The sequence below is a fragment of the Brevibacillus sp. GCM10020057 genome (assembly GCF_042683565.1).
GTDB lineage: Bacteria > Bacillota > Bacilli > Brevibacillales > Brevibacillaceae > Brevibacillus.
The window spans coordinates 507,239-532,074 of the sequence record NZ_JBHUJW010000043.1 but is presented as its reverse complement, the minus strand read 5'-3'; the positions used below and the strand labels follow the sequence as shown (position 1 = coordinate 532,074).

The 24,836-nt window shown below is 57.3% G+C and carries 18 protein-coding genes; 4 read left to right on the top strand and 14 right to left on the bottom strand.

The window, feature by feature from the left end; genetic code table 11:
• The first annotated feature begins 114 nt into the window (after positions 1 to 114).
• Positions 115 to 1,605, top strand: a complete 1,491-nt coding sequence (locus tag ACFSO0_RS16235; RefSeq protein WP_376881928.1) for an NCS1 family nucleobase:cation symporter-1 — start codon at positions 115 to 117, stop codon at positions 1,603 to 1,605.
• A gap of 83 nt (positions 1,606 to 1,688) precedes the next feature.
• Here ACFSO0_RS16235 and ACFSO0_RS16230 read toward each other — a convergent pair whose 3' ends face one another.
• From ACFSO0_RS16230 to ACFSO0_RS16205, 6 genes are all read right to left on the bottom strand, one after another.
• Complete coding sequence (locus ACFSO0_RS16230) at positions 1,689 to 3,401, bottom strand: methyl-accepting chemotaxis protein (RefSeq protein WP_376881926.1); 1,713 nt, start codon at positions 3,399 to 3,401, stop codon at positions 1,689 to 1,691.
• Positions 3,402 to 3,499: 98 nt separating this feature from the next.
• On the bottom strand, positions 3,500 to 4,024 hold the full coding sequence (locus tag ACFSO0_RS16225) for a hypothetical protein (RefSeq protein WP_376881924.1): 525 nt from the start codon (positions 4,022 to 4,024) through the stop codon (positions 3,500 to 3,502).
• Between the two features lie 85 nt (positions 4,025 to 4,109).
• Entirely contained in the window at positions 4,110 to 5,000 is an 891-nt protein-coding gene (locus ACFSO0_RS16220; protein ID WP_376881923.1) for a nitrilase-related carbon-nitrogen hydrolase, read from the bottom strand.
• A 29-nt stretch (positions 5,001 to 5,029) separates the two neighbouring features.
• The gene (gene hydA, locus ACFSO0_RS16215) at positions 5,030 to 6,415 is read right to left on the bottom strand and encodes a dihydropyrimidinase (protein ID WP_376881921.1); all 1,386 of its coding nucleotides are present in this window, start codon (positions 6,413 to 6,415) and stop codon (positions 5,030 to 5,032) included.
• A gap of 108 nt (positions 6,416 to 6,523) precedes the next feature.
• Positions 6,524 to 7,795 (bottom strand): NAD-dependent dihydropyrimidine dehydrogenase subunit PreA, encoded by a 1,272-nt coding sequence (gene preA, locus ACFSO0_RS16210; protein ID WP_376881920.1) that lies wholly within the window; start codon positions 7,793 to 7,795, stop codon positions 6,524 to 6,526.
• 40 nt (positions 7,796 to 7,835) lie between these two features.
• On the bottom strand, positions 7,836 to 9,182 hold the full coding sequence (locus tag ACFSO0_RS16205) for an NAD(P)-dependent oxidoreductase (RefSeq protein WP_376881918.1): 1,347 nt from the start codon (positions 9,180 to 9,182) through the stop codon (positions 7,836 to 7,838).
• Positions 9,183 to 9,369: 187 nt separating this feature from the next.
• Here ACFSO0_RS16205 and ACFSO0_RS16200 point away from each other — a divergent pair, with 187 nt between their 5' ends.
• Together ACFSO0_RS16200 and ACFSO0_RS16195 are read left to right on the top strand one after the other, a co-directional pair.
• Complete coding sequence (locus tag ACFSO0_RS16200) at positions 9,370 to 9,882, top strand: hypothetical protein (RefSeq protein ID WP_376881916.1); 513 nt, start codon at positions 9,370 to 9,372, stop codon at positions 9,880 to 9,882.
• 9 nt (positions 9,883 to 9,891) lie between these two features.
• A complete protein-coding gene (locus tag ACFSO0_RS16195; RefSeq protein ID WP_376881914.1) occupies positions 9,892 to 10,323 on the top strand; it encodes a hypothetical protein in 432 nt (143 codons plus the stop codon).
• Between the two features lie 88 nt (positions 10,324 to 10,411).
• Here ACFSO0_RS16195 and ACFSO0_RS16190 read toward each other — a convergent pair whose 3' ends face one another.
• From ACFSO0_RS16190 to ACFSO0_RS16170, 5 genes are all read right to left on the bottom strand, one after another.
• Entirely contained in the window at positions 10,412 to 12,241 is a 1,830-nt protein-coding gene (locus ACFSO0_RS16190) for a UbiD family decarboxylase (protein WP_376881913.1), read from the bottom strand.
• Positions 12,242 to 12,533: 292 nt separating this feature from the next.
• A complete protein-coding gene (locus ACFSO0_RS16185) occupies positions 12,534 to 13,862 on the bottom strand; it encodes a hypothetical protein (protein WP_376881911.1) in 1,329 nt (442 codons plus the stop codon).
• Between the two features lie 223 nt (positions 13,863 to 14,085).
• Positions 14,086 to 14,667 (bottom strand): LOG family protein, encoded by a 582-nt coding sequence (locus ACFSO0_RS16180; protein ID WP_376881910.1) that lies wholly within the window; start codon positions 14,665 to 14,667, stop codon positions 14,086 to 14,088.
• A gap of 176 nt (positions 14,668 to 14,843) precedes the next feature.
• Positions 14,844 to 16,205 (bottom strand): aspartate aminotransferase family protein, encoded by a 1,362-nt coding sequence (locus ACFSO0_RS16175; RefSeq protein ID WP_376881909.1) that lies wholly within the window; start codon positions 16,203 to 16,205, stop codon positions 14,844 to 14,846.
• A gap of 13 nt (positions 16,206 to 16,218) precedes the next feature.
• Complete coding sequence (locus ACFSO0_RS16170; protein ID WP_376881908.1) at positions 16,219 to 17,727, bottom strand: CoA-acylating methylmalonate-semialdehyde dehydrogenase; 1,509 nt, start codon at positions 17,725 to 17,727, stop codon at positions 16,219 to 16,221.
• 162 nt (positions 17,728 to 17,889) lie between these two features.
• Between ACFSO0_RS16170 and ACFSO0_RS16165 the strand changes: the two genes are divergently transcribed.
• Positions 17,890 to 19,572 (top strand): PucR family transcriptional regulator, encoded by a 1,683-nt coding sequence (locus ACFSO0_RS16165; RefSeq protein WP_376881907.1) that lies wholly within the window; start codon positions 17,890 to 17,892, stop codon positions 19,570 to 19,572.
• A gap of 61 nt (positions 19,573 to 19,633) precedes the next feature.
• Here ACFSO0_RS16165 and ACFSO0_RS16160 read toward each other — a convergent pair whose 3' ends face one another.
• The 3 genes from ACFSO0_RS16160 to ACFSO0_RS16150 all read right to left on the bottom strand — a co-directional run bounded on the left by ACFSO0_RS16160 (position 19,634) and on the right by ACFSO0_RS16150 (position 24,819).
• Positions 19,634 to 21,892 carry a S8 family serine peptidase gene (locus tag ACFSO0_RS16160; protein WP_376881906.1) on the bottom strand — a complete coding sequence of 753 codons (2,259 nt, stop codon included), beginning with the start codon at positions 21,890 to 21,892 and terminating at the stop codon, positions 19,634 to 19,636.
• Positions 21,893 to 21,988: 96 nt separating this feature from the next.
• Positions 21,989 to 24,418, bottom strand: coding sequence for an AAA family ATPase (locus ACFSO0_RS16155; RefSeq protein WP_376881904.1), 2,430 nt, complete (start codon positions 24,416 to 24,418; stop codon positions 21,989 to 21,991).
• Between the two features lie 197 nt (positions 24,419 to 24,615).
• Positions 24,616 to 24,819 carry a hypothetical protein gene (locus ACFSO0_RS16150; RefSeq protein ID WP_376881902.1) on the bottom strand — a complete coding sequence of 68 codons (204 nt, stop codon included), beginning with the start codon at positions 24,817 to 24,819 and terminating at the stop codon, positions 24,616 to 24,618.
• Positions 24,820 to 24,836 lie beyond the last annotated feature (17 nt).

The window sequence follows — 24,836 nt, the reverse complement described above, 5'->3', positions numbered from 1 at the left end:
ATTTGTGGAATCAGGTCGTCTGCTCCCCAATATAAATGTTACAACTTGTATTCGAGACAAACTGGTGCGGTTGTCGGAATACAAGAATAACCGGAAGAAAAGGAGGGATTTGCCATGAAGACTCAAACGGAATCAGGCGGCATCGTCACGCTGACAAAAGAAGGCGAACAGTTGGTCGAGAACAGTCCGCTGTACAACGATGGGCTCCGTCCTACGACTCGCGCCGAACATTCCTGGAACTCTTACAACTTCGCGAGCCTCTGGATCGGGATGTCGATCTGCCTCCCGACGTACGCGATGGCAGCCGGCTTGATCTCGCTGGGTATGAACTGGTGGCAAGCCATCATCACCATCATCCTCGGAAATTGTATCGTCCTCATCCCCATCCTTCTCAACTCTCATGCGGGTACGAAATTCGGGATTCCGTACCCTGTATTCGCCCGGCTCTGGTTTGGCTCGAAGGGAGCGCACATCCCCGCTGTCGCCCGCGGGCTGATCGGCGCAGGCTGGTTCGGCATCAACTGTTGGTTCGGGGGCGCCTCGATCGACACGCTGCTGATGTCGATGTCGGGCTGGGAAAATGTCCCCGGCCACCTGTGGATCGCATTTTTCGCGTTCTGGCTGTTAAACGTCTGGATCGCCTATCGCGGACCGGAGGCGATCAAGAAGATGGAAGCGTGGGCTGCTCCTGTGCTCATCATCATGAGTCTCGCCTTGCTGGTCTGGGCATTGACGAAAGCAGGCGGATGGGGCCCTATGCTTTCCGCGCCTTCCAAATTTACGTCAACGGCTGACTTCCTGAAAGTGTTCTTCCCGTCCCTGACCGGAGCGATTGCATTCTGGGCGACGATGGCGCTGAACATTCCCGACTTCTGCCGCTACGCCAAAAGCCAAAGGGCGCAGGCGGTCGGCCAATCGGTAGCCTTGCCGACCACGATGGGATTTTTCTCCTTCATCGGGGTAGCCGTCGCCTCCGCTACCGTCGTCATTTACGGCGAAGCCATCTGGGACCCCGCTGCCGTGCTCGCCAAGTTCTCTCCGTTTGCCATCTTCCTTGGCACGATCGGGATCGTCCTCGCCACACTGACGACCAACGTGGCTGCCAACATCGTGGCACCTGCCCGCGCTGTCGAAAACCTCATTCCCCGGCGCCTCACCTACGAGCATGGCGCGATCATCGCGGGAGTCCTGTCGCTTTTGATGCAGCCGTGGTACATCCTCGAAAACTTCGGCAACTACATCTTCCTCTGGCTGGGGACCTACGGCGCGCTGCTCGGGCCCATCGACGGCATCGCCATCGCGGACTACTGGCTGGTGCGCAAACGACGAATCCATCTGGTGGAGCTGTACAAAACCAACGGCATCTATTCGTACCGAACCGGCTATAATTCGCGGGCGCTCTGGGCGATGGCGATCGGGATCGTCATTCCGTTTATCTGCAAAGCCGTTCCATCGCTGGCGATCATTTGGGACAACGCCTGGACGATCGGGCTTCTCATCTCCATGGCCCTGTACACCTGGATGATGAAACACGACGCGACGATCCTGAGCGCCCAAGACTACGAGAAAGTGACGCGCCGCACCAGCGAATCACAAGCCTCGTAAGCCTCATCGCTTACAACCTGCAAGCAGACAAAAAGACTGGCGTTCCCCCACTAGCGAGGAAGCCAGTCTTTTCATTTGCACCATTACCATTTGAATTGGCTGATCGATTCTTGCAGTTCTTGAGACAGTTCGTTCAGGTTTGCGCTCGAATGTGCGATTTCCTGCATGGAAGCAAGCTGTTCCTCTGCTCCGGCAGACATCCCTTGCATATGTACGGCGGATTCTTCTGCCAGACGGTTCATTTCGTCCATGGCCGAAGCGACCTGTTGCACGCTGGCCGACATCTGCTCCGTTGCCGCCGACACGTCCTGAATCTGGCCGGCGACATCCTGGGAGGAGGTGACGATTCGTTGGAAAGTCTCTCCCGCTTCCTGGACGACGATCGCTCCTTTTTCCGCTTCCTTTGTCCCTGCCTGCATGACGTTTACCACTTGCGAAGTCTCCTGCTGGATTTCCCCAATCAGACGAGCGATTTCTCTCGCGGATTCCTCCGACTGTTCCGCCAACTTTCGCACCTCATCTGCCACGACTGCAAACCCTCTGCCGTGCTCCCCCGCCCGCGCCGCTTCGATCGCAGCATTCAAGGCGAGCAGATTCGTCTGCGAAGCGATGCCGGTAATGACATCGACGATCTGGCCGATTGCCTCGGATCGCACGCCCAGCTGTTGAACCAGCTCTGCTGCCCGCGTGACGGATTCGGAAATGGTTACCATCTGGGAGACGGCGTTTTGGATGCGCTCATTTCCTTGTTCTGCCTGCTGTGCGGCTTCCGCAGATGTTTCCGACACGGCACTGGCAGTATCGGCGATTCGCTGGATAGCGATCGACATTTCTTCCATGACGCGTACCGTCTCCTGCGTCCGCTGCGTCTGCACATCGGAAGCGCTGGCGATCTGCTGCACGCTCGCAATAGCCTGTTCGGTAGCACGCGCGGATTGCTCGGCGCTGGCTGACAACTCCTCGGACGACGCAGCGACATGCTCCCCGGCGACTTTCACCTGCTCGATCAAGGAACGGAAGTTGGTCACGAGCTCATTAAACGCGATACCCAGTTTGCCCACCTCGTCACGTGAGGCATAGCCGACGGTCTCAACAGCCATGTTTCCTTGCGCCAGTTCTTCCATCCGTTTTGCCACGACACGAAGCGGCTCTGTGATCATTCTGGAAATCCAGTAGCCGAGGACCAACGAAAGGACGAGACAGAGTGCGCCTACGCCGAGCTGGAGCAGCATCGCTTCTTGGGTGTCGGCCTCATTGACTTTGCGAATTTGCTCCGCCTGCTGCGACTTGTAGTTCGCCCAATTGAGCTGCTCTTGATTGATCCAGTTCAGCGTCTTATCCGTAGCGCGATAAAACGAGTAGGCCTGCTCCGGTTGCTTCTCGTCAATCATTTTGATCACTTCGCTTTGATCGCCGCGATATTGCTTCAGAAGCTCGGTCAGAATTTTGACGCTTTCTTGTTCTTTCTTATCCAGGTTGGCTTTTTGCAGATGATCAAAAATCTCGTTGGACTCGCTCAGACGCTGCCCAAGCTCGGTCTTGTATTCGGCCAGCTCTGCCTGGGACTTGGCGAGGATCATCTTGTAGATCAGGCCGTCCATCGCGCGCATCTCCTGACGCCAGTCGTTGATCCACCTGACCGGGAGAAGCTGCTCTTCGTACATCGATTGAATCCGGTCTCCAGCCACTTTCAGATGATAGTAGCCTGTAAAGCCGACGCCAGCCAAAGACACCGCCATCAAGATAATCAGACTAAACAGTTTTACTCGAGTGCTTGCATTCCGAAAGTGACTCATCGCTATTTGGCAATCCTCCTGATTGAATTGCTGAAATTTGTAGTATCACCGCGAATACTGTCTGATCTTACCAAATTACTTTCGACAAGTCGATAGTCTCAGTTGATTTCTCGCAAGTCGATGACGGATAACAGGGAAATCTCGTGAATTTGCACGTCAGGCAGATAGCAAACATAGTAAGTCAACTCAGGACTGATCCGGTACTGCAGTCCCTGATAGCCTTTTTGGAGCAGGAAGGCGCGCATTTCCTCTCCTGTCCAATCCAACCAGCGCTGATAGTCCATGCTGCGCGAGCGTCGATCCAATGAATCGATGGAATGCCTGGAGCGCAAGGCATCCGTGCGCAGCTCATTTTCTCCGTACCGCTCGTCCAGGCAAAAAAGTCCGGCGTCCTCTACTTCCTGGCACAGGATTGCCGCCTTGTCCCAGACCGTCTCCGCATGACAAATCGCATACTGTGCCGCTACCTCCGGATTGCTCACCAGGTAGACGCCAGACCCGAATACAGCCTTGGCGCTGGCTCCATTGACAAAATGCCGGCGTTCGTCGCGTTCGTACCGCTGGGAGCGAACCACCCGCAAAGCTTCCCGGTATTCCACACCACGATAAACCATTTGCCTCATTCGTACCTCTCCTCACGCAGCAGTGCCAGGAGTTTCTTCCATGAGAAAAGGAGGAAGGCGCATCGCTGCGTCTCCCTCTCCCTTGTCACGGCAGAAGTTTCACCATATCGCCATACGTCTCCGGACGGCGATCCCGATAAAATTGCCAGGTATCCCGCACTTCATGGATTTTGTTTTTATCCATGTCCGCGATGACGACCTCATCCTGGTCACGGCTTCCGACCGCCACAAATTGCCCGCGCGGATCGACCAGGTAAGACTGTCCGTAAAACTCGCCCATGTTCCATGGCGCTTCCACTCCGACGCGGTTGATGGCTGCGACGTAATATCCGTTGGCTACGGCGTGCGCAGGCTGTTCCAACTTCCACAAATATTCGGATAGCCCGGCGACGGTGGCGGAAGGGTTGAAAACTATTTCGGCACCGCTTAACCCCAGCAGGCGCGCTCCCTCCGGAAAATGGCGGTCGTAGCAAATGTAGACGCCTACCTTGGCGAACGCCGTATCAAATACCGGGTACCCCAGGTTTCCCGGCTTGAAGTAGTATTTCTCCCAAAAGCCCCAGCCACTGTTTCCTACCCCGACGTGAGGAATATGCTGCTTGCGGTATTTGCCCAGATACGTGCCGTCTGCATCGAGAACAGCTGCCGTATTGTAGTACGTCCCGATCCCTACACGCTCGTACACAGGCAGGATGATGACCGTCCCCAGTTCGCGCGCCAACGAGGAGAAAAGCTGGACAGTCGGACCGTTCGGCACTTCTTCGGCGGCTTCATACCATTTGCTGTTTTGCTCGGCGCAAAAGTAAGGCCCGTAAAAAATTTCCTGGAGACAAATGATTTGTGCGCCTTTGGCGGCGGCATCCCGTACCATTTTCACATGCTTTTCGATCGCCTTCTCTTTGTGGAGATGGACAGGCTCCTCTCCACTCACATCGTTTTTGGCCTGGATCAGCCCAATCCTTACTTTATTTACCATCCAATCCCTACCCCTCTCTATACCCTCTCCTACGGACGGGTAAACCTCGAACGTTTCAAGTATCTGCCAGCACCTGCATGGCCGACGAACTGTCTGTCGCGGACGACGAAGGAGCCGCGCGACAGGACGGATACGACTTCTCCGTACACCTCCATCCCTTCAAAAGGATTGTAGTCGACGTTCATATGGTGAGCTTCTGCCGTGATCGTCCGCTTTACGCTCGGGTCAAACAGCACAATGTCTGCATCCGACCCGACAGCGACGGTTCCTTTTTGCGGGAACATCCCGAACAGCTTTGCCGCCTTCGTCGACGTAATGTCCACGAACTGGTTCAGGCTGATTTTCCCTTGCCGCACGCCTTCGGAGTAAAGCAGCGTCATCCGGTCCTCGATGATCGGTCCGCCGTTCGGGATTTTCGTGAAATCGCCTCTGCCCAGCTCCTTCTGTCCGGCAAAGTTGAACGGGCAGTGATCGGAGCCGACCGTTTGCAGGATGCCGTTTTTCAAGGCGCTCCACAGCACCTCCTGATTCCACTTTTCCCGCAGCGGAGGCGACCAGACGTACTTCGCTCCGGCAAAATCAGGCCTCTCCAGATCGCTGATGTCGAGGACGAGGTATTGCGGGCAAGTCTCGCCGTAAATATTCCAGCCTTTTTCCCTCGCCTCCGCGATCCGTCTCACCGCATCGGCGCACGAGACGTGGACGACATACAGCTGAGCGTCGGCAAGTGCCGTCAGGGCGATGGCGCGGCCAGTCGCTTCACCCTCTGCCTCCGGCGGACGTGTCAAGGCGTGATAAATCGGATCGGTATTCCCCTCGGCCAGCGCTTTTTTCGTCAAATAGTCGATGACATCTCCGTTTTCGGCGTGCACCTGGACGAGCGCCCCCAGCTCCCTGGCCCGGATCAGTGTCTTGAACAGCGTCTCGTCGTCTGCCATCAGGACGTTTTTGTACGCCATAAACACCTTGAGCGAGGTGATGCCTTCACTTGCGATGACCGATTCCAGTTCCTCCAGAACGTGATCGTTTGCATCGGAGACCATCAGGTGGAACCCGTAGTCGATGACCGCTTTTCCCCGCGCTTTTTCATGCCAGGTGGCAATTGCCGACTGAAGCGACTCCCCTTTGCTGGTCAGGCAAAAGTCGATGATGCTTGTTGTGCCCCCGAATGCGGCGGCTTTTGTTCCGGTAAAAAAGTTATCCGAGGTGACCGTCCCGCCGAACGGCATGTCGAGGTGGGTATGCGGGTCAATTCCGCCCGGAAGCACATAGCAGCCGGTGGCGTCGATCTCCTCTGCGCCTGCCGTAGCGAGGTTGCGGCCGATGGCGACGACCTTCTCGCCTTCGATGAGGACATCCGCCTGATACGTGTCAGCCGCCGTCACAACCGTCCCGCCGCGAATCCATTTTTTCATGTTTGCCCCTCCCTTTTTCCCTTTGGTCTGGCCACATCCAGACATGCTTGTTCCGTACAGGCTATGCGGCGTGGGCCGAAAAGATTACGTCTGCGTGCGTTTCGCGGCTCACTCGTTCAGCCGGGCCGACAGCGCCGCCTGCCGCTCGTTCCAACTAAGCGGCGGAAGTCCGCTCGGCACTTCCACCATCTCGATCGTTCCCTCCACCGGGCAGACGATCGAGCACAGATTGCAGCCTACGCAGTCTTCTTCCCGCACGACGAGCCGTTCCTTGCCTGTCGCCTCGTCAGCCACGATGTCGATGCATTGGTGGGAGGTGTCTTCGCAGGCGATGTGGCATTTGTTGCAGTGAATACACGTCTCTTCGTGTATACGCGCCACGACTTTGTAGTTGAGATTGAGATTGCCCCAGTCGGAGTAGGTCGGCACGGCTTTGCCCACGATCTCCATGACCGAGGAGATTCCCCGTTGGTCGAGGTAGTTGTTCAGCCCGTCGATCATGTCCTCGACGATCCGGAAGCCGTGGTGCATCGCGGCGGTGCAGACCTGTACGCCGGTCGCGCCCATTAGCAAAAATTCCACGGCATCCCGCCAGTTGGAAATGCCGCCGATGCCGGAGATCGGTATGCCTACTTGCGCATCGCGGGCGCATTCGGCCACCATGTTGAGGGCAATTGGTTTGACGGCCGGACCGCAGTAACCGCCGTGTGCACCCTTTCCGTCGACATGCGGGATCGGCAGCCACGTGTCCAGATCAACTCCCATCAGGCTGTTGATCGTGTTGATCATGCTGATCGCATCGGCTCCGCCTTGGGCGGCTGCCCTTGCGGTGAAGCGAATGTCCGTGATGTTCGGCGTGAGCTTGACGATGACAGGGGATTGCGCGACTTCCTTGACCCATTCCACCTGTTGCCGAATCAGATCGGGATGCTGTCCGACCGCTGACCCCATCCCCCTCTCCGCCATCCCGTGCGGACAGCCGAAGTTCAGTTCCAGCCCGTCTACGCCGACCGCTTCTACCTTCTTGACGATCTCGTGCCATGCTTCCCGTTTGTGCTCGACCATCAAGGACGCGATCAAGGCATGCTTCGGGAACCGTTTTTTCGTCTCTTCCATTTCCTTGAGATTAACCTCCAGCGGTCTGTCCGTGATCAGCTCGATGTTGTTGAAGCCAAAGACGCGCTGCCCGCCAAAGGTAAGTCCGGCAAAACGGGACGAGACGTTTATGATCGGCTCGCCCAGCGTCTTCCAGACTGCTCCGCCCCATCCGGTTTCAAACGCGCGCTGCACTTGGTAGCCCGAGTTCGTCGGCGGTGCGGATGCCAGCCAAAACGGATTGGGAGACTGTATACCAGCCAGATTGATAGAAAGATCGGCCATACGTCGTTCTCCTCCTTCTCCCTGCGAAATAGAAGCCGTATTACACCGGCTGGTTCTGGTTCGCCAGCGCGCGATGGATCGCATGCGCAGCCCGTCGTCCGTGGTTCGCCGCGTCGACCACCATCGCGTCTGTCTTGCCGCCGCCGAAAATGAGATCACCTGCCGCAAAAACTTGCGAATTGCTCGTCCGGTAGGTTCCGTCCTCTACAGCTACAACACCGTTCTGATGCTGGATGCCGAACGCGTCGATGAGCGAGAGGTGCCGCTTCTGGCCGATTGCTTTGATGACGAAATCGACCTCGATCACAAACTCGCTGCCAGGGATCGGCACCGGTCGCCTGCGTCCTTTCGCATCCGGCTCGCCCAGCTCCATGCGCCTAAGTTCCAGCGCTTTGACGCGGCCGTTTTCACCAATGATGCGCGACGGTGCAACCAGCCAGCGGAATTCCACTCCGTCCCGCTTGGCGAAATCGTATTCAAACTGGTAGCAGGTCATTTCCTGTACGGTCCGGCGATACAAAATCTTGACGTTCTCCGCCCCGAGCCGCCTGGAACAGGTGGCAGCGTCGATTGCGGTGTTGCCCGCTCCGATGACGACCACCTTTTTGCCGGCCATCTCATCCGTGAGCGGCTTCGTCTTGGTCTCCTCCACAAAAGCGATGGCGTCGAGCACCCCGGCGAGCTCCTCGCCTTCGATCTGCAGCTGCGGCACATAGTCCATACCGGCCGCGAGCAGAACCGCATCGTAGCTGTCCAGCAGCTCCTGCGCCGTCACGTCAACGCCAACTTTCGTATTCGTGCGAATCTCCACCCCGAGCGCTTCGATCTGCTCGACTTCCCACAAGGCGATGTCCTGCGGCAAACGGAAGGAGACGATCCCGTACGTGTTCAGACCTCCTGCTTTTTCTTTTGCTTCAAACACCGTCACACGGTAGCCCAGCCGCGCCAGCTCGCGGGCAGCGGACAGGCCTGCCGGTCCCGCTCCGACAATCGCTACGCTTTTTCCGTTCGCTTCTCCGCTCGTAAACAGCTTCGCGTTGCTCTGCTTCGCCCAATCGGTCGCGTGCCGCTGCAACAGGCCGATCATGATCGGTCTGGACGCATGATTCAGCACACAGGCTCCTTCGCACAGCTCTTCCGTGGGACAAACCCGGGCACAGCTCGCGCCAACCGGATTGGCCTCCATGATCGTGCGCGCAGCCCCGAGCATATTCCCCGTCGCAATCTTTTTGATGAAGGAGGGGATGTCGATCGAGGTCGGACACGCCTTGATACACGGTGCATCATAGCAGTACAGACAGCGGTTTGCTTCATCGATGGCTTCCTTCGGCTTTAGAGCCGGTACCACTTCCTTGAAATTTTTCTGCAACTCAATCGGGACGCCCATCTCACTACCTCCTCGCCGTTTGTCGTAAAACTGGGTGCTTGCTATTAATCAATGAACAAAAAAACGGTTTTATGATTGTTTCATTGCCACTCCAGCTACGTTACGGACGCAATCAATGCCCGCCGTAAGGAATGAATGATTTCACCTGCGAATATGGTTTACCATACGAAGCGCAAGGAGGCAGGAGATGAAAGACTACGAGCAGCAAATCATCCGTCTGCAAAGCCAGATCGCAAAATTGACGGAGCAGCTCGCCTCGCTAAGGTCCGAGCAGAGCGCTTACCGAAAGCAGTGTGAGCGCCGCCAGGACTACCTTTCATCGCGAGAAATTCTCGAGCTGCTCGAAGCACGTCAAGGCCGCAGTGGCAGTATGGCTACCATCAAACGGTGGGCGGACAGCGGACAGCTCGGAGAAGTGGTCGATGAACGCGAGATGTTTCCTTTGCTCGATCGCAAGCAGGGCAACAAGCGCTTTCTGTATCCGCGCGAAGACGTCCTTCGTTTTTTGCACGACCGCGGATTGCTGCGGCCCGCCTACGACATCCTCGACCGCGTGCTGCTCTGTTCCCCGCAAGGAAACCAGGCTGCACTGGTAACCGCCATCGAGCGGCGCGGCGACCGCTTCACATACCAAGTCCAACTGGAAGAAACGGGAGAGGTCGTATCCGAAGTGGCCGAGACAGACTTGACACTCCCGTAAGGAGGCACTATGGAGCAGGCAACCATTACGCTGGAAAACACGCCCGCCAATCAGCAAATCTCGCGCACCATCCGCGATTTTCATAAAAAAAAGGGGCACCCCCTCACGATTCGGTTCAGCGAGGAGATGACCCACATTATTTTGGAAGCGCCCTGCATCTATCTCCCTGGCCCTCATCCGCCCGATGAAACAGCGGTGATCGACGGCCAGCTGCGAAAGTGCGCCGGGCATTTTGAAGTCCATCCGAAAAACAAAGGCAAGACGATCAACTTGCACCTCGACTCCGAGCTAGCCGCCGAGCTGGAGCAAATCCGTTCCCGTGTGAGCAGCAAAACCCAGAGCGAAGTGATCCGGGAGCTGTTTATACGCGGCATGCGCTCGTATTTGGCGGAAGAAGAGGAAGCCCTCGCAAGCGACCCGAATGCACAGCCAGAGAAGTAGTAAATTACATCCACAGCAGCGGGTCTTGTCGACAGCGACTTGACGCGACTTCGCTGCCTTGAGCTTGCCGCTCCCGGAAGGCGGCCAGCTACAGGATGCCGTGCAAGCTGGCCCCTTTCGCAAACAGCCGCTCGATGTTTTTCTCGACCGTCGGATCGGGCACGAGGGGCGGAGCATGGTGCGGCTTCATGCGCGCGTCGATGATCACGTTGTCGCATGCCCAGTGCTTGTTGGCGTAGTAGCTGTTCACGCCGTGAATGTCGTGCGACGGATTGCTACGCGTAAAGGTCACCCACAGGAAATTGGCGAGGTTCTTCGCCAGAAAGTCGCTGTCATCGCAGACGACGATCATCGGGCACGTCTCAAGCCCGCCCCGCTCGCGGATCGCGTCACTGAGTTCTTGCATCTCCTGCTGAACATGCGGGTAGGTGCGAAATGCCTCCATTTCCACTGCCACAACCCCTGGCATGACGAGGCGCGGGTTCATGACGCTGCGCAAATCTTTCAAGGCATCCGGTACCTGGGTGCACAAATCGCGCAGCTTCTCCCCGTAGGCGGCAAAGATGACCTTGGAACCGCTGTTGAGCCCGGTACCTGAATAGTCCAGCGTGTCGATCGTCGTGTTCGTCTGGAAGTGGATGTCCCGGTGCAAGTCCAGCCGCTCGAGGATGTAGGTCAAAAACTCCACTTCCCGGTGTGTATCCAGCCGCTGCTTGTCCTCCGCCGTGATGAACAAATACTTGGCGAGGCTCAGCTGTCCGGTACCCAAAATCCGGTTGGCGATGGTGAGCAGCTCCGCCGGCTGCTTGACCTGCTGGTAAGGCGTGTAGCGTTCGCTGCCGATGGCAAACAGCAAAGGATGCACGCCTGCCGCATCGACCGCATGCACTTCCCTGACCCCGGGAATTTCCTTTGCAATCGCATCGCCTGTCAGCTCGTGAATCAGCGCGCCGAACGATGTGTCTTCCTGGGGCGGACGACCGACAACGGTGAACGGGAAAATCGCATTTTGCCTGGCGTATACTTTTTTCACCCGCATTACCGGAAACGGGTGAACCAGGCTGTAATAGCCCAAATGGTCGCCGAACGGGCCCTCCGGCTTCGTCTCCTGGGCATGAATCTCGCCGGTGATAACGAAGTCGGCGTCAAGGCTGATGCAATAGCCGTCGATATAGCTGTACTGAAAACGGCGGCCTGCCAGCATCCCCGCAAAGGTCAGCTCGCTCATCCCTTCCGGCAGCGGCATGACAGCGGACAGGGTATGGGCGGGCGGGCCGCCGATAAAGCAGCTGACCTTCAGCGGCTCTCCCTTTTTGTTCGCCTTGTCCTGATGAATGCCGATGCCGCGGTGAATTTGGTAGTGCAGCCCGATTTCCCTGTTCAGCTCGTAGTCGTTGCCATTCAGCTGAATCCGGTACATCCCGAGGTTGGAGTTCATGATTCCCGGTTTTTCCGGGTCCTCCGAGTACACCTGCGGCAGCGTGACAAAGGCACCTCCGTCCATAGGCCAGCTCTGGATGAGCGGCAAGTCCGAGATGGAAATCTCCTGAGCCGTGACAGGACCGCCGCCGGATCGCTTCGCCGGAAGAGCCTTCCAGGCAGCCAGTCCGTTGCCAATATGCTGAAACGGGTTTTTCAACGCTTTCATCGGGTCGTTGCGCAGGGCAATGACGCTCTCGACCGCTTTCCACGTATCCCGAAAGATGAATTTACTGCGCTCGATCGTGCCGAACAGATTGGATGCCGCCCGATACTTCGAGCCCTTTACGTTTTCAAATAACAGAGCAGGCCCGCCAGCTTCGTACACTTTCAGATGGATGGCGGCCATTTCCAGATATGGGTCCACCTCTTCCCGAATGCGGACCAGGTGTCCATTTCTCTCCAAATCGACAATACAATCCTCTAAATTGCGATACATCAACGATATTCTCCATTCCCTAGAAGGTTGTTTGTTTGCCACGTTGTTCCCGACTCTATCATACAACATGAACTGGCCTCATAGCATGCCGACTTTTGCCGGAAACCGGAAAACCCCATTCCACGCGATGCTGGGCATGGGGCAAGCAACCTGCTTCCTCTGCTGCCTCATTTGCAGGAGAATGCTTTTTTAGCCCCTACACAAATCTGCTGGAAATGAAACAAGAAGCACCTCGCATGGCGCTTCTTGTTTTTTAACAGTCTGTCGTATTTTCACCTGTCTGCCGTGCCGCTTACTTGTAATCGCCCAGCAGGTAGTTGTAGAACGGCTGGTCGACCCAGAACCGGTACGTCTCCACTGCCACTTTGTCATCGATTTTATTGAAGCCCTCCACTACTTTGGCGGATTGGTCATTCAGCGAAAACGACTGCGCGAGGAAACGGCCTTGCTTGATCAGGTTGTTTGTAATAACCGGATAGTCCGCCAGCTCTGTGCGGGAATGGTAGAGCGGCTGCCACCAGGAACCTTTCAACAGCCCCGTTGCGTCTTCGGAATTTTTCTTGGCGTACTGCAGAATCAGCGGCTGGAACCGCTTTTTCTCGTCGACGCTGGCAAACTCGAAGCTCAGGTCGTATTCCTTCGCATAGGCGATATAGTTGCCGTTCTCGATCTGTACCACCTGATAGTCGTCCGTCTGAACTGGCTCTCCCCATTCCTTCAGGTAGATGAATGCCGAGGTTTTCGGCTCGAACTGCACTTTCGCATCGATGCCTTCGCGATTCAGCAGCCCGATCAGCTGGATCGCGTGGCTAAGATCGCTGTGACCGTATGTAATCGTCCGTTCCGGGTCGAAATGCGGGTCATAGGCGGTGTCTTTCAAATTGTAGCCGGTAATCAGGCCTTGCTTGAGCGCGGTATCGACGATCTGCTGCAACTCTCCTGCCTTGATCAGCTGCGACTCGTACCAGGCATGCGCCAGCTTGCCGTAAATGCCATCCTCGCTGACCGTGCCGAGATAGTTTTTGTAGTGTCCGCTCGTCTCCGCCACTTTTGCCAGCAGCTGATAGGCGACATCCGCCGTGACTGCTCCCGTCGCTTTGCCATCGCGCACCTGGCTGCCCGTGACAAGGCCCGTATCGAGCGCTGCTGCCAGCTCCCGCGCGTTCTGCAGCGAGAACGAGGCGTCAGTCGGATACGCTACGCCTGCTTTTTGCAGGACCGCTTTTGCTTTTTGCTCGCTGTATGTATCCGCCAGCTCTTTCAGGTCAGCCGCTTTGACCGCTGCGCCGATCGCATCGACGAGACGCAGCGGGCCTGCACCCGGCGTCAGGATAGCTTGGGCAGCGGCTTCTTTTTCCGATTTACCGGAAATATTCGCCACCACCTTGGACAAAGCGGCCGCATACTGCTCGCGCGAGACCGCCCCGGCAAGCTCAATACCATACTGCTGCTTGACAAACGCGCTCCATTCGGCTGCGGCGCTGCTTGCTTGCTGTGTGGACGACACTACTGCCGCCGCTGCATCGGACGGGCTCGCGGCTCCTGCCGCCTGCGGCCAGGCGATCGCGGCCAGAAGCACCGCAGATGCGGACATTTGCAACCATTTTTTGGACTGGATCATCATCGCTTCTCCTTTGCTTCGTTTTCTGTGGAAGTTCCTCCACCAATTAATCCGATTGATATACTTGGTAAATATGTTTTACAAAAGTACCATTTTTTGCAGATTTATGTCAAGCGTTTTCTTGCACATACAAAAAGCAGGTCGCCATATCAACCATCCATGGCGAACTGCTTTTTTTAATACCACCCTTTGCGAGGGAGTGCGGCGTGTCCATGATCGATCATCACTCGGTCAGCTCGGACCATTTGTTCGTTTTGGCAGGAGGAGTGTAATCGCGCATTTTATCGAGCAGGACGGACGGATTGCTCTCGCACAGAATCAGATCTCCCTGGTTGGCGGGAATAAATCCGGCCGCTTTCGCATGGTTGACCAACTCGATCAGCGGCGTGTAGTAGCCGGCGACGTTCAACAGCCCGATCGGTTTGGAATGGATGCCGATCTGGCCCCAGCTGACGACCTCGAAAATTTCCTCAAACGTGCCGTAGCCACCAGGCAGCGCGATGAAGCCGTCGGACAAATCGCCCATTTTCGCCTTGCGTTCATGCATCGTAGTGACTTCATGCAGCTTAGTCAATCCGGTGTGGACAATTTCTCCGCGGAACAGCCCTGTCGGCATGACTCCGTATGCTTTGCCGCCGCCTGTGAGCACAGCATTGGCCACTTTCCCCATCAGCCCCATGATTGAGCCGCCGTACACGAGGTCCAGCCCGCGTGCGACCAGTTCGTTGCCCAGTTCAATGGCTGCTTGTTCAAAGGCCGGATTGACGCCTGGATTGGAGCCAGCGAATACACAAATTCTTTTCATGTTATCCTCCCGATCCTTGATGATGTAGATGACGCATAAAACCAGTTTCAGTGTATCGCAACCTTTTGGAACATGCCAGATAAGAGTAACAGGCAACGAAAAAAACGGGTGACCTGTGGCGAGCCGTAGGTCCGGCCCATCCGTGGCACCCGTTTTGCTGAGCTTACGTTGTCGTACTAGTTTAGCGTATCAAAGGCTTCCTTCATGACGCGGGCGATGAAGTCGATGTCGTCGCTCGTCGTGCTGAATGGCGGGGAAAGGGTCAACACGTTGTTGAAGCCGGGAATCGTGTCCCCGTTGCGCCCGATGATAAGCCCCCGTTTTTTGCACTCTGCAATGACCTGTGTCAGCTTTGCAGGCGCTGCAGGCTCTTTTGTCTGGCGATCCTCGACCATCTCGATCCCCATGAGGAAACCGAAGCTGCGAATCTCGCCGACGTACGGATGATCGGCCAGGAAAGCGAGCTTTTCTCGCAACTCGGCGCCGAGCTCCTTCGCCCGCTCGACCAATTGCTCTTCTTCCATCAGCTCGAGGTTTTTCAGCGCCAGCGCACAGGCTGCCGGGTTGCCGCCGAACGTATTGATGTGGCGGAAATGCTGGTTCGTGCCTTGCTCATTGAACTTGTCGGCGATATCCGCCCGCACAGCCGTAGCGGAAAGCGGCAAGTACGCGCTCGTGATCCCTTTTGCCATCGTCACGATGTCCGGCTTCACGCCGAAGTTTTGATGCCCGAATTTCTCCCCTGACCGGCCGAAGCCGCAAATGACCTCGTCGACGATCATCAGGACGCCGTACTTGTCGCAAATCTCGCGCACCTTTGGCATGTATTCGGGAGCAGGAACAATGACGCCGCCGCCGGTGATCGTCGGCTCCATGATGACAGCCGCCACGGTTTTCTCGCCTTCCCAGTTGATGACCTGATCATAGAACTGCGCGCATTCCATGTTGCACTTGCCGTACGATTTGCCTGCCGGACAGCGGTAGCAGTAAGGCGGCGGAACATGAAGGAAGCCTGGCGCCAGCGGTTCGTATTTCTCTTTGCGGATCGACTGCCCCGTCGCCGCCAGCGCCCCCATCGTGTTGCCGTGGTAGGCGCGGTGGCGGGAAATGAACTTGTAGCGACCGGGCTCGCCGTTTTGATGATGGTACTGGCGGGCGATTTTGAACGCCACCTCGTTCGCCTCGGAGCCGCTGTTGGAGAAGAAGACGCGGTATTCCGCCCCCAGCCACTCGCTCACTTTTTCCGCCAGGCGAATGGCAGGCACGTGGCTCTGCGTGAGCGGGAAGTACGCCAGCTGCTTCAGCTGCTCGTAGGCAGCGTCCGCCAGCTCTTGTCGTCCGTAGCCGATATTGACGCACCACAGGCCGGACATCCCGTCGAGATAGCGGTTGCCGTCGATGTCCGTAATCCACGACCCCTTCGCCCCCGTCACGATCATCGGATTCGGATTGTAGGGGGACATGTGGTGCCACATGTGGGATCGGTCTGCTTCCAGCAAGCTCTCTTTGTCTAAGCCTTGCGTCCGTTGCTCTTCCATCGCGGTTTCCTCCTTATTTCACGAATACTTTTTGCGAGCCGATGCTCGTATCTCCATCGTCGAACCAACGCGAGGTGACCGTCTTTTTCTTAGTGTAGAACAGCACGCCGTCCTTCCCGTTGGCATGCAGATCGCCGTAAAACGATTCCTTCCAGCCCGAGAAGGCAAAGAAGCCCATCGGCGCCGGGACTCCTACGTTGACGCCGACCATTCCTGCTTCCACCCGCTGCACGAATTCTCTGCCCCATTTGCCGTTGTTCGTATAGATCGTGGCTCCGTTGCCGAAGCGCGAGCGGCTGATCGTCGCAAGGCCGTCCTCGAAGTCTTTCACGCGCATGACGCTCAAGACCGGCGCGAAAATCTCGTCGCGGACGATGACCATTTCCGCGTCTGCCTTGTCAAATATGGTCGGTCCGAGGAAGTATCCGTCTGGAATCTGCTTCGCGTCTTCGCGGCCATCGCGCACCAGCTGCGCACCTGCGGCCACGCCTTTTTCGATGTAGTCGTGCACCTTGGTCAAGTGCGATTCGCGGATGACCGGCCCCAGGTCAACGCCTTGCTCCAGTCCGTTCCCCATCTTCAGCGCATTGGATTCCTCGATCAAATACTGGACGAGCGTGTCGGCGATCTCTTCCACCGCGACGACCGCACTCGCAGCCATACACCGTTCACCCGCACATCCGAAGGCGGAGCTGACAATCGTCTTGGCGGCACGGCGAAGGTCCGCATCCGGCATGACGAGGTGGTGGTTTTTCGCCCCGGCCAGCGCCTGCACCCGTTTGCCGTAAGTGGCAGCGGTCTTGTACACGTACTCCGCGACCGGCTGGGAACCTACAAACGAGATCGCCTTGACATCCGGATGTTCGAGTAGCCCGTTGACGACATCGTGTCCGCCGTTAACCACGTTGAAGACGCCGTCTGGCAAGCCCGCTTCCTTCAGCAGCTCGGCGATGCGGATGCAGGAGACCGGCGTGCGCTCGGAAGGCTTGAGCACGAACGTGTTGCCTGCCGTGATCGCGATTGGGTACATCCACATCGGCACCATCACCGGGAAGTTGAACGGCGTGATTCCCGCGACGACACCAAGCGGGAAGCGGAGGACCTGTCCGTCGATTTGCGAGGCGATGTTCGGCAGCGTCTCGCCCATCATCAAGGTCGGCATCCCGCAGGCGAACTCGACCATTTCAATTGCCCGCAGCATTTCGGCATGGGCTTCCGGCAAGTTTTTTCCGTTCTCTCGCGTAATCATCTCTGCCAGTTCATCCTGGTGCCGGACCAGCAAGCTGTGAAAGCGAAACATCACCCGCGCCCGGTCCGCTACAGGAGTCTCGCTCCAGCTGGGGAATGCCTTTTTCGCAGCCTGGACAGCTTTGTCCACGTCTTCTTTCGTAGACAGCGGCACGCGGGATAGCAACTCGCCGGTAGCCGGATTGGGAATATCCTCATAGCGGCTGGTCAAAGAATCTACCCATTCCCCCCCGATGTAGTTTTTCAATGGATTGGCAACTGTCGTCATGCTCATTCCTTCAACCCCTTCACGATCATTGTTTGACAATTCCATTTTATCCGAAAATAACGCCTGTCATCACTGGACAAAATGACAATCACTCAGTAGCATGAATCATACAGAATGTAGATTGCCAATGGAAAACATTCCCGATTCGCCTGCAAGGAGGGAGAAACAATGAGCCATGATTGGCGCCTGACCGTATCGGAAGCGATCAGGCGACCCTTGTTTCAGCATGCCGAGGTAGTCGCCGGAAACAGGGGCTTGGGACGGCCGATCCGCTGGGTGCATGTACTGGAAGCAGCGGATTCCTGTCAATATTTGAACGGCGGGGAGCTGATCCTCTCGACTGGCCTCGGCTTTGGCGGGGAGCGGGAAAAGCGTCTCACCTACCTGACCGAGCTGATCCGGCGAAAGGCAGCCGGACTGTGCATGGAGCTTGGTGACTACATCCCGCACATCCCCGAGGATATGCGGGAGCTCGCCGACCATCACGAATTTCCTCTGATTGTCTTTCACCGCCCTGTCCGCTTCGTCGATATTACGCAAGACTTGCACGAGCATCTCATCCATCGGCAAATGCAGGCACTGCGCGACCTGGAGACGTACTCGCGCAGCCTTGTGCAGCTTAGCCTGCAGGCGCAGGGCATTCCGCGCGTCCTGCAGCACTTCCAGGCGGCCGTGCAGACCCAAGTGTTCCTGTATTCGCCGGAAGCTGCGCCGCACTATGTTCCACCGCTGCCTCAAAGTGTACAGGCAGAGCTGACGGAGCTGATGCGCACCCAATTTGAGCGGCATAGCGCAAGCGGAACTGCGACAGCCGCATCGCTTGCGCTGTCGGCAGCAAAGCAGATCGTCTACCAGCCCGTCATGGCTATGGGGCATTTGCTCGCATTTGTCGGCCTCGTTCTCTATGAACGGCAGGCGGATGAGTATTTGCTCCTCACACTGGACAGCACCGTCGGGACTCTGGCGCAGATCATGATGCGGGACATGTTTGTAAAAGAACAGGCACTCGCGACAGAAAACCGGCTGTTCGACGATCTGATCGCGGGCCGCCCCATCCCGGAAGAGCTGATGCGCTCGCTCATGGGCCTTCCGTTGAACGGAAAAACGCCTGCCTACCACACCATGCTCATGTCTTTTCAACGCCCTGCGGCCGCCGCGGACACGCTGCCTCCCCACGACCTGACTGCCGTCTTTCGCTCGGTCATGACGCGGCTAGGCTTTCGCGCATTCGTCCGCTGCAGCGGGAACCGCTTCATGTTTCTTCTCGTCGAAAAACAGCCCGTGGCGAACCCGCGCCGCCTGCTGGAAAAAGCAATGCAGGAGCTGGGCCGCATCAGCCGGCAAATGCTCGGCGCAGATACACAAATCTCATTCGGCATCGGCCGGACCGGCAAGCGATTGGCGGATGCGGCCAGGCATCTCGCTGAGGCAGAGCAGGCACTGGCCTTTCAGCACGACGCACACCGTCCGTTCTTTGCGGATCTCGGGGTGTTTCGCCTGCTTTTTCACATCCCGCGCGAGCCTGTGCTCACCAGCTTCATCCATGATTACCTCGACCCGCTCCTGGAGCACGACCGGGAGCACGGCTCCGCTCTTGTCCACACGCTGCGCGTTTTTTTCGACACGAACCTGTCCAAGCAGGAAGCGGCGGAAAAGCTGTTTATTCACCGGCAGACGCTCTACCATCGGCTGGAGAAAATCGCGGAATGCATCGGGGCGGATTTCACCGAGCCCCATCGGCGGCTGTGCCTGGAAGTCGCGCTGCGCGCCCTCGACTGGCTGGACAGCACCAGCGATGCAGACGACGCGCCGGCAAGCGATCAGGGCGTGGACAGACGAGATGGCCTCTGAACAGTAAATCGCCCGGTCCGCGATCAGGCGCGAACCGGGCTAAAACCTGCAGTCAGCCTATTTATTTTCCAGGGTAGCGAACCGTCATTTTCACCGGGGTGTCGCCGCCCTTTTTCAGTTCGACCCGGACCTTATACAATCCGTTTTCCGGGATGTACACCTTCAACTCTTCCGGGTTGGCTTTGGTTCTGGCGGAGGCTACTTCCTCCTCCTGATTGTTGTAAATGGCCAGATTCACATCGGAGCTTCCTTCCCAGGTAGCGGACACGCTCACTTCTCCAGCTCTGCGCAAGCGAATCGTATATTCGCGGTAAGGCTTCTTCTTGGTGAGCGTCGCCCTGTACATCGACTCCTTCATGAACTCTTGCTCTGGCGGCGCAGGTTCCTCCTCGCTCCACTGTCCGGTAGTCGCAATCGCATACGGCTGCGGGCCTTTCGGGATGTTGTAGCCTTGTACCGTTACCGTGTAGACCCCTTTCGGCGGCTTCTCAATCCAGATTTGCTCGACGTTGTTCAGATTGTCGACCTGATCGTCGTATGGGGCCTCAAAAAAGTCGTTGCCATTCAGCCTTTTCCCGTCCGGCGTTGTAACCGTCAAGTTCAGATCGTTGACCAGCGCCCGCTCTGCGGCCAGGGATGCCGGATAATCCGTCCACGCCAGCGTGATGCTCAACGGTTTGGAATCATCCGACACTTTTACGAAATACGTTTTCTTGTCCTGCGTCTTCAGCCCATTCGTCTCATCCTTGTAGCTCGTATGGATCGCGGAGAGAAGATTGGCGCGTCCGTATCCTTGCAGCCGCATATCCGCACCCAGCTCGTCCGCACTGCCTAGCAGGATCGCTTTGAGCAGCGCCGCGCTCGGTTTCGTCTCGCCTTGCTCGCGCAAATACTGACGCACCTGGGCCGCACCGCCTGCCATGATCGCAGTCGCCATGCTCGTGCCGGTCATATACGCATAACGATCGCCTACGGTCTGATCAAAATTTTTGCCAGGCGCCAGCGAGGAACGGGTCGACAGGATCGAGGTGCCGGGCGCCACGAGATCCGGCTTGATCCGCCCGTCTGCCGTCAGGCCTCGGCTGCTGTACTTCCAGACATCATCCTCATCGTCGGACTGCGATCCGAAACGCGGGCGCTCATTTTCTGTCGCTCCGACCGCGATCACGTTTTTGGCGGTGGCAGGGCTGCCAATCGTCTGGTACCCTTCATCGCCCACGTTTCCTGCCGCCACAAGCGCGGTCATATCGGGATGATCCCACAAAAACTTGTCAAACAAATACGACGTGTAGCTGTATTCGCCCTCGTCATCAGCCCCCCAGGAATCGGAGTGTATCCGTGCGCCGTCTTCGTACGCCTCCTTCAAAATCGTCCTGACATCGGTCACAAGATCCTTGTCTGCGTCTTCAATCGCGTGAAAAACGAGCCTGGCCCCGGGTGCCATCCCTTTGTACTGACCGTCGGATGCAGCCCCTGTCCCGAGAATCGAGCCGGCGACATGCGTGCCGTGTCCGTGCAGATCGCGGGCATCGTCCGGCCTGCCCAAGGCGTGAATGTTTTTGACTTGTCCTTGAAAATCGGGATGCAGAGAAGCTTTGGTTCCCGTATCCAGGCCGGTATCTGCAACGCCGATGATCTCGCCCGCCCCGTCATACCCGGTTCCGGCAAGCTCATCCGCGTGAATGATGGTCGCGGCCACATCGTTGCGCAGCTCGTTTTCCGGTACGGGCACGACCGCAATTACATCATCGGACTGAATCAGTTTTTCCACGGCTTGTCCACTCATCGTAGCGATGGAGATATGTTTGGACTGTGCAAGGGTCCGCACCTCCTGCACGCTCTGCTCCGCCAGGCTGTCCATCGTCCTGCGCATGTTTACGCTGTCGTCGAAACCGATGACGGCCACATCCACCGCCTTCTCTTTTCCAAGAGCGGACCGCAGGGAGGAGGGGACCTTCGAGACTGGCGCAAACGGCGTCACTTTCTCCACAAAGGGGAGCTTCAACAGCTTGTTTTTATTTTGCGGTCGGCCCAGTTTGGCGATAAACGCGAAATCGGGCAAATAATCCCCCAGAGTGACCCCGATGTCTTCGATTTCTTCCTTCCACTCTTCCCGGACAGGCCCGCTTAGCTGAACGACGACAAGCCCGGATTGATCCGCTGCCTTTGAAGTTGCCCCGTCGATTGCTGTCTCTGTTTTTGCCTCAATCTGAATATGGCCTTTGCGCTCTTTCCATTGTTTCGCTTCTGTCGGAACTGCGGTCACCAAGAGCGAAAAAGCGACAGCCGCAGACAGTCCTGCATACCAACGACTCTGCAAAGATAAACACCCTTCCCAACCTATCGTAATATTTTCATTATACTGGCAGAAAGTGCGTTTGAAAAAGGGCGGGGGGAGGAGAAACAGGGACAAAAACTAGTTTTCTGTACCTGTTTCTTCCCGTATCCAGTCGAGGAGCGGCGAAAAATCCGCCCACGTCAATGTCGAAAGCATGCTGTCCGTCCAGTCCGGCTTCGCCACGTTCATCAAGCGGAGTGCCTGCTGCTGCATCGCTTCCTGCAGCAGGTTCTGGCTAAATCGCCCGTTGCCTTCCAGTCTCTGGGACGCCATCGCAGCGCGGAGCTTGTCCCTGATCTGGCGCAGAGCTCCCGCTTCGATGTGATAACCCGCCGCCGTTGCTGCCTGCTCCAGAATGAGGACAAGCTCGTCTGCCGTGTAATCGGGAAACAGCACATATTTTTTGAAGCGGGACATCAGCCCCGGATTGCTGGCAAGCAGCCGGTTCATTTCCATCGGATACCCCGCCAGGACGACAACCAGATTTTCCCCATGGCGGGTCATCTCCTCCACGAGCGTGTGCACCGCTTCCTGGCCAAAATCGTGTTCGCTGCTGCCCAACAGCGAGTACGCCTCATCAATAAACAGGACACCGCCCAACGCTTCCCGCACTTTTCGGCGAGTGAGCGAGGCGGTCTGTCCGACGTAGCCTGCTACGAGATCGGCGCGGCTCACCTGGACGAGATGCCCCCGTTTCAGGTAGCCCGTCTCTTTTAAGATTTGCGCGTACAGTGCTGCCACCGTCGTCTTGCCTGTACCGGGATTCCCCGTAAATATGGCGTGCAGCTCGATCGGACTGCGCTGCATGCCGCGCGCGCCCCTCTCCTGCTGGACGCCGACGAAAGCAGCAATTTTCCTGATCTCTGCCTTTACCTGGTCCAGCCCGATCAGCCTATCCAGCTTCTCCCTGGCCGTATCCCCACCCGTTGCCTGCTCCTCGATTGCGACATCTTCGGGCAGCAGCACGGTGTAGTCTCCCCAGTTCAGCTCTTTTCTTGCGGTCGCCCGCCCTTTGGCGAAGATGGCATCGAGCACGATATTCGTAACCGTCCTGGCATTCCCGAACGTATCGTCTACCTGGGCTCGTTCGATCCTCTGCCGAAGCGCCCGCCGCGCTGGCTCGGTCAAGGAAAAGTCGTTGCGGTGCGCCACGTGATCGGCAATGGTCAGCAGTTCCTCCACACTGTAGTCGGGGAGCAGAAAGTGCCCCGTCTCCGGAAAGCGGCTGTACAGACCCGGATTGGCGAGCAGAAAATGGCGCATTTCTTCCGGATAGCCGGCCAGGATCACGACGAAGCGGCCCGCGTACTCCCCGCTGGTCATCGCGGCGACGAGTGTGTCAATCGCAGCCTGTCCATAATCGCTCCCGGAGCTGTCCGGACGCTTCAGGCTGTACGCTTCATCGATGAACAACACCCCTCCGTCCGCCCGCTTCACGGCATCCATGACCCGTTGCTCGGTCTGCCCGACGTACGCCCCTACCAGGTGAGAGCGGTCCACCTCCACCATCTGCCCACGTTCCAAAAGGCCCAGCTCATGGTACAGACGGGCAATCAGGCGGGCGAGCGTGGTTTTGCCTGTCCCTGGATTTCCCATCAGCACCAGGTGCAGCGGCAGCTCGTCCTGCATTTGCCATCCTTTTTCCTCGCGTATACGGCGATACTGCAAAAATTGTGCGAGCTGGCGGACCCGGTGCTTGATCTCGGCAAGACCGATCAGCCCTTCCAGCTGCTCCAGAGCAGTCAGTTCGCCGGCCTCCGAGATGTTGCTGCTGTCGGCCGAATCGTCCTTTGCCAGCAGTCGCGCTTTTTCCTCGTGCTGACGGCTCAAGGTCCGGATCGTATCTTGCAGCTGCGACAACATCTCGGAGGAGAAAAATACGCCGGACAGCGAACCGGCATACGCTTGCACCCGCTCCGTCAGCTCCTGCAGCAGCTGCTCCCGATATGCGTACAACCTCTCCAGCTCCTGCGCTGCAGCCATCCGCTCGGGATGTTGCAGCCTTGTCGCTGCCTGCAGCGCCTGCGCCGCCACCTCGCGCCATTTCCCGATGTCAGCCATTTCAGAGGCAGCCAGTGACGACAACACTTCGACCGTGCGCCTGCGCGTCATGACATTGTCTGTCTCCCGAATCGTCGGAAAGGCATCCGCGAGCACATGTCCGCGCAATGCGGAAAAATGCAGTTGCAGCTGTCCCTCCCAGATCGGCATATATGCGGGGTCAAGCTGGGCGGCTCGATCCAGCCATTCCTGTGCCAAGGCATGTCCACCCTTTTTATGCATCCGCCGCGCCGCCAATCCCGTGAGCACGACCGCTTCGGCACGGTCCAGCCCTGCAGCAGGCCCCTGATCTCCTCCGCGCTCATCCGGCTGTTCTCCCTGCCTCCGTTGCTCGATCTGACGCAGCACGGCGATCAGCTCGCCTTCTGTGACGTGCTGCATCGCAGCGGGATTCGCCCGCCATTCTTCGACCGCCAAAAGCGGGTCCCGTTCCTGTCGCTTTTGCATGTCTGTTCTGCTCCTCCCGAACCGTTTCATCTCTCCAGTTGTAGCATATTTGGAGAAGCATGAAAAGACGAGGCTTCCGTCAAGGGTCCTTTTGAACCATTACTTCGACACGGCCACAATCGATTTGCAACAGATGTATGTACCGCGAATGAAATGAAAGCGCAGCCCCTGTCCGAGGCTGCGTCCCCTGTTTTCACTCATACGTTGATATTCCCCATTTCCACATCTGCGGAAAAATGAGCGAGGGCGGCGTCAAAGACGTCATTCTCGGATTCCGCCGCGACCTTGAACATCGTAACCACTTTGTTGCCGCTGCGCACTTGCACATTGTACTGCGAATCTCCGTCATACGTGGTGGCAAAATTGTATTCCCTGCCGTTTACATTCATGTTTCGTTCCACAGTGGTCACCTCCTGCC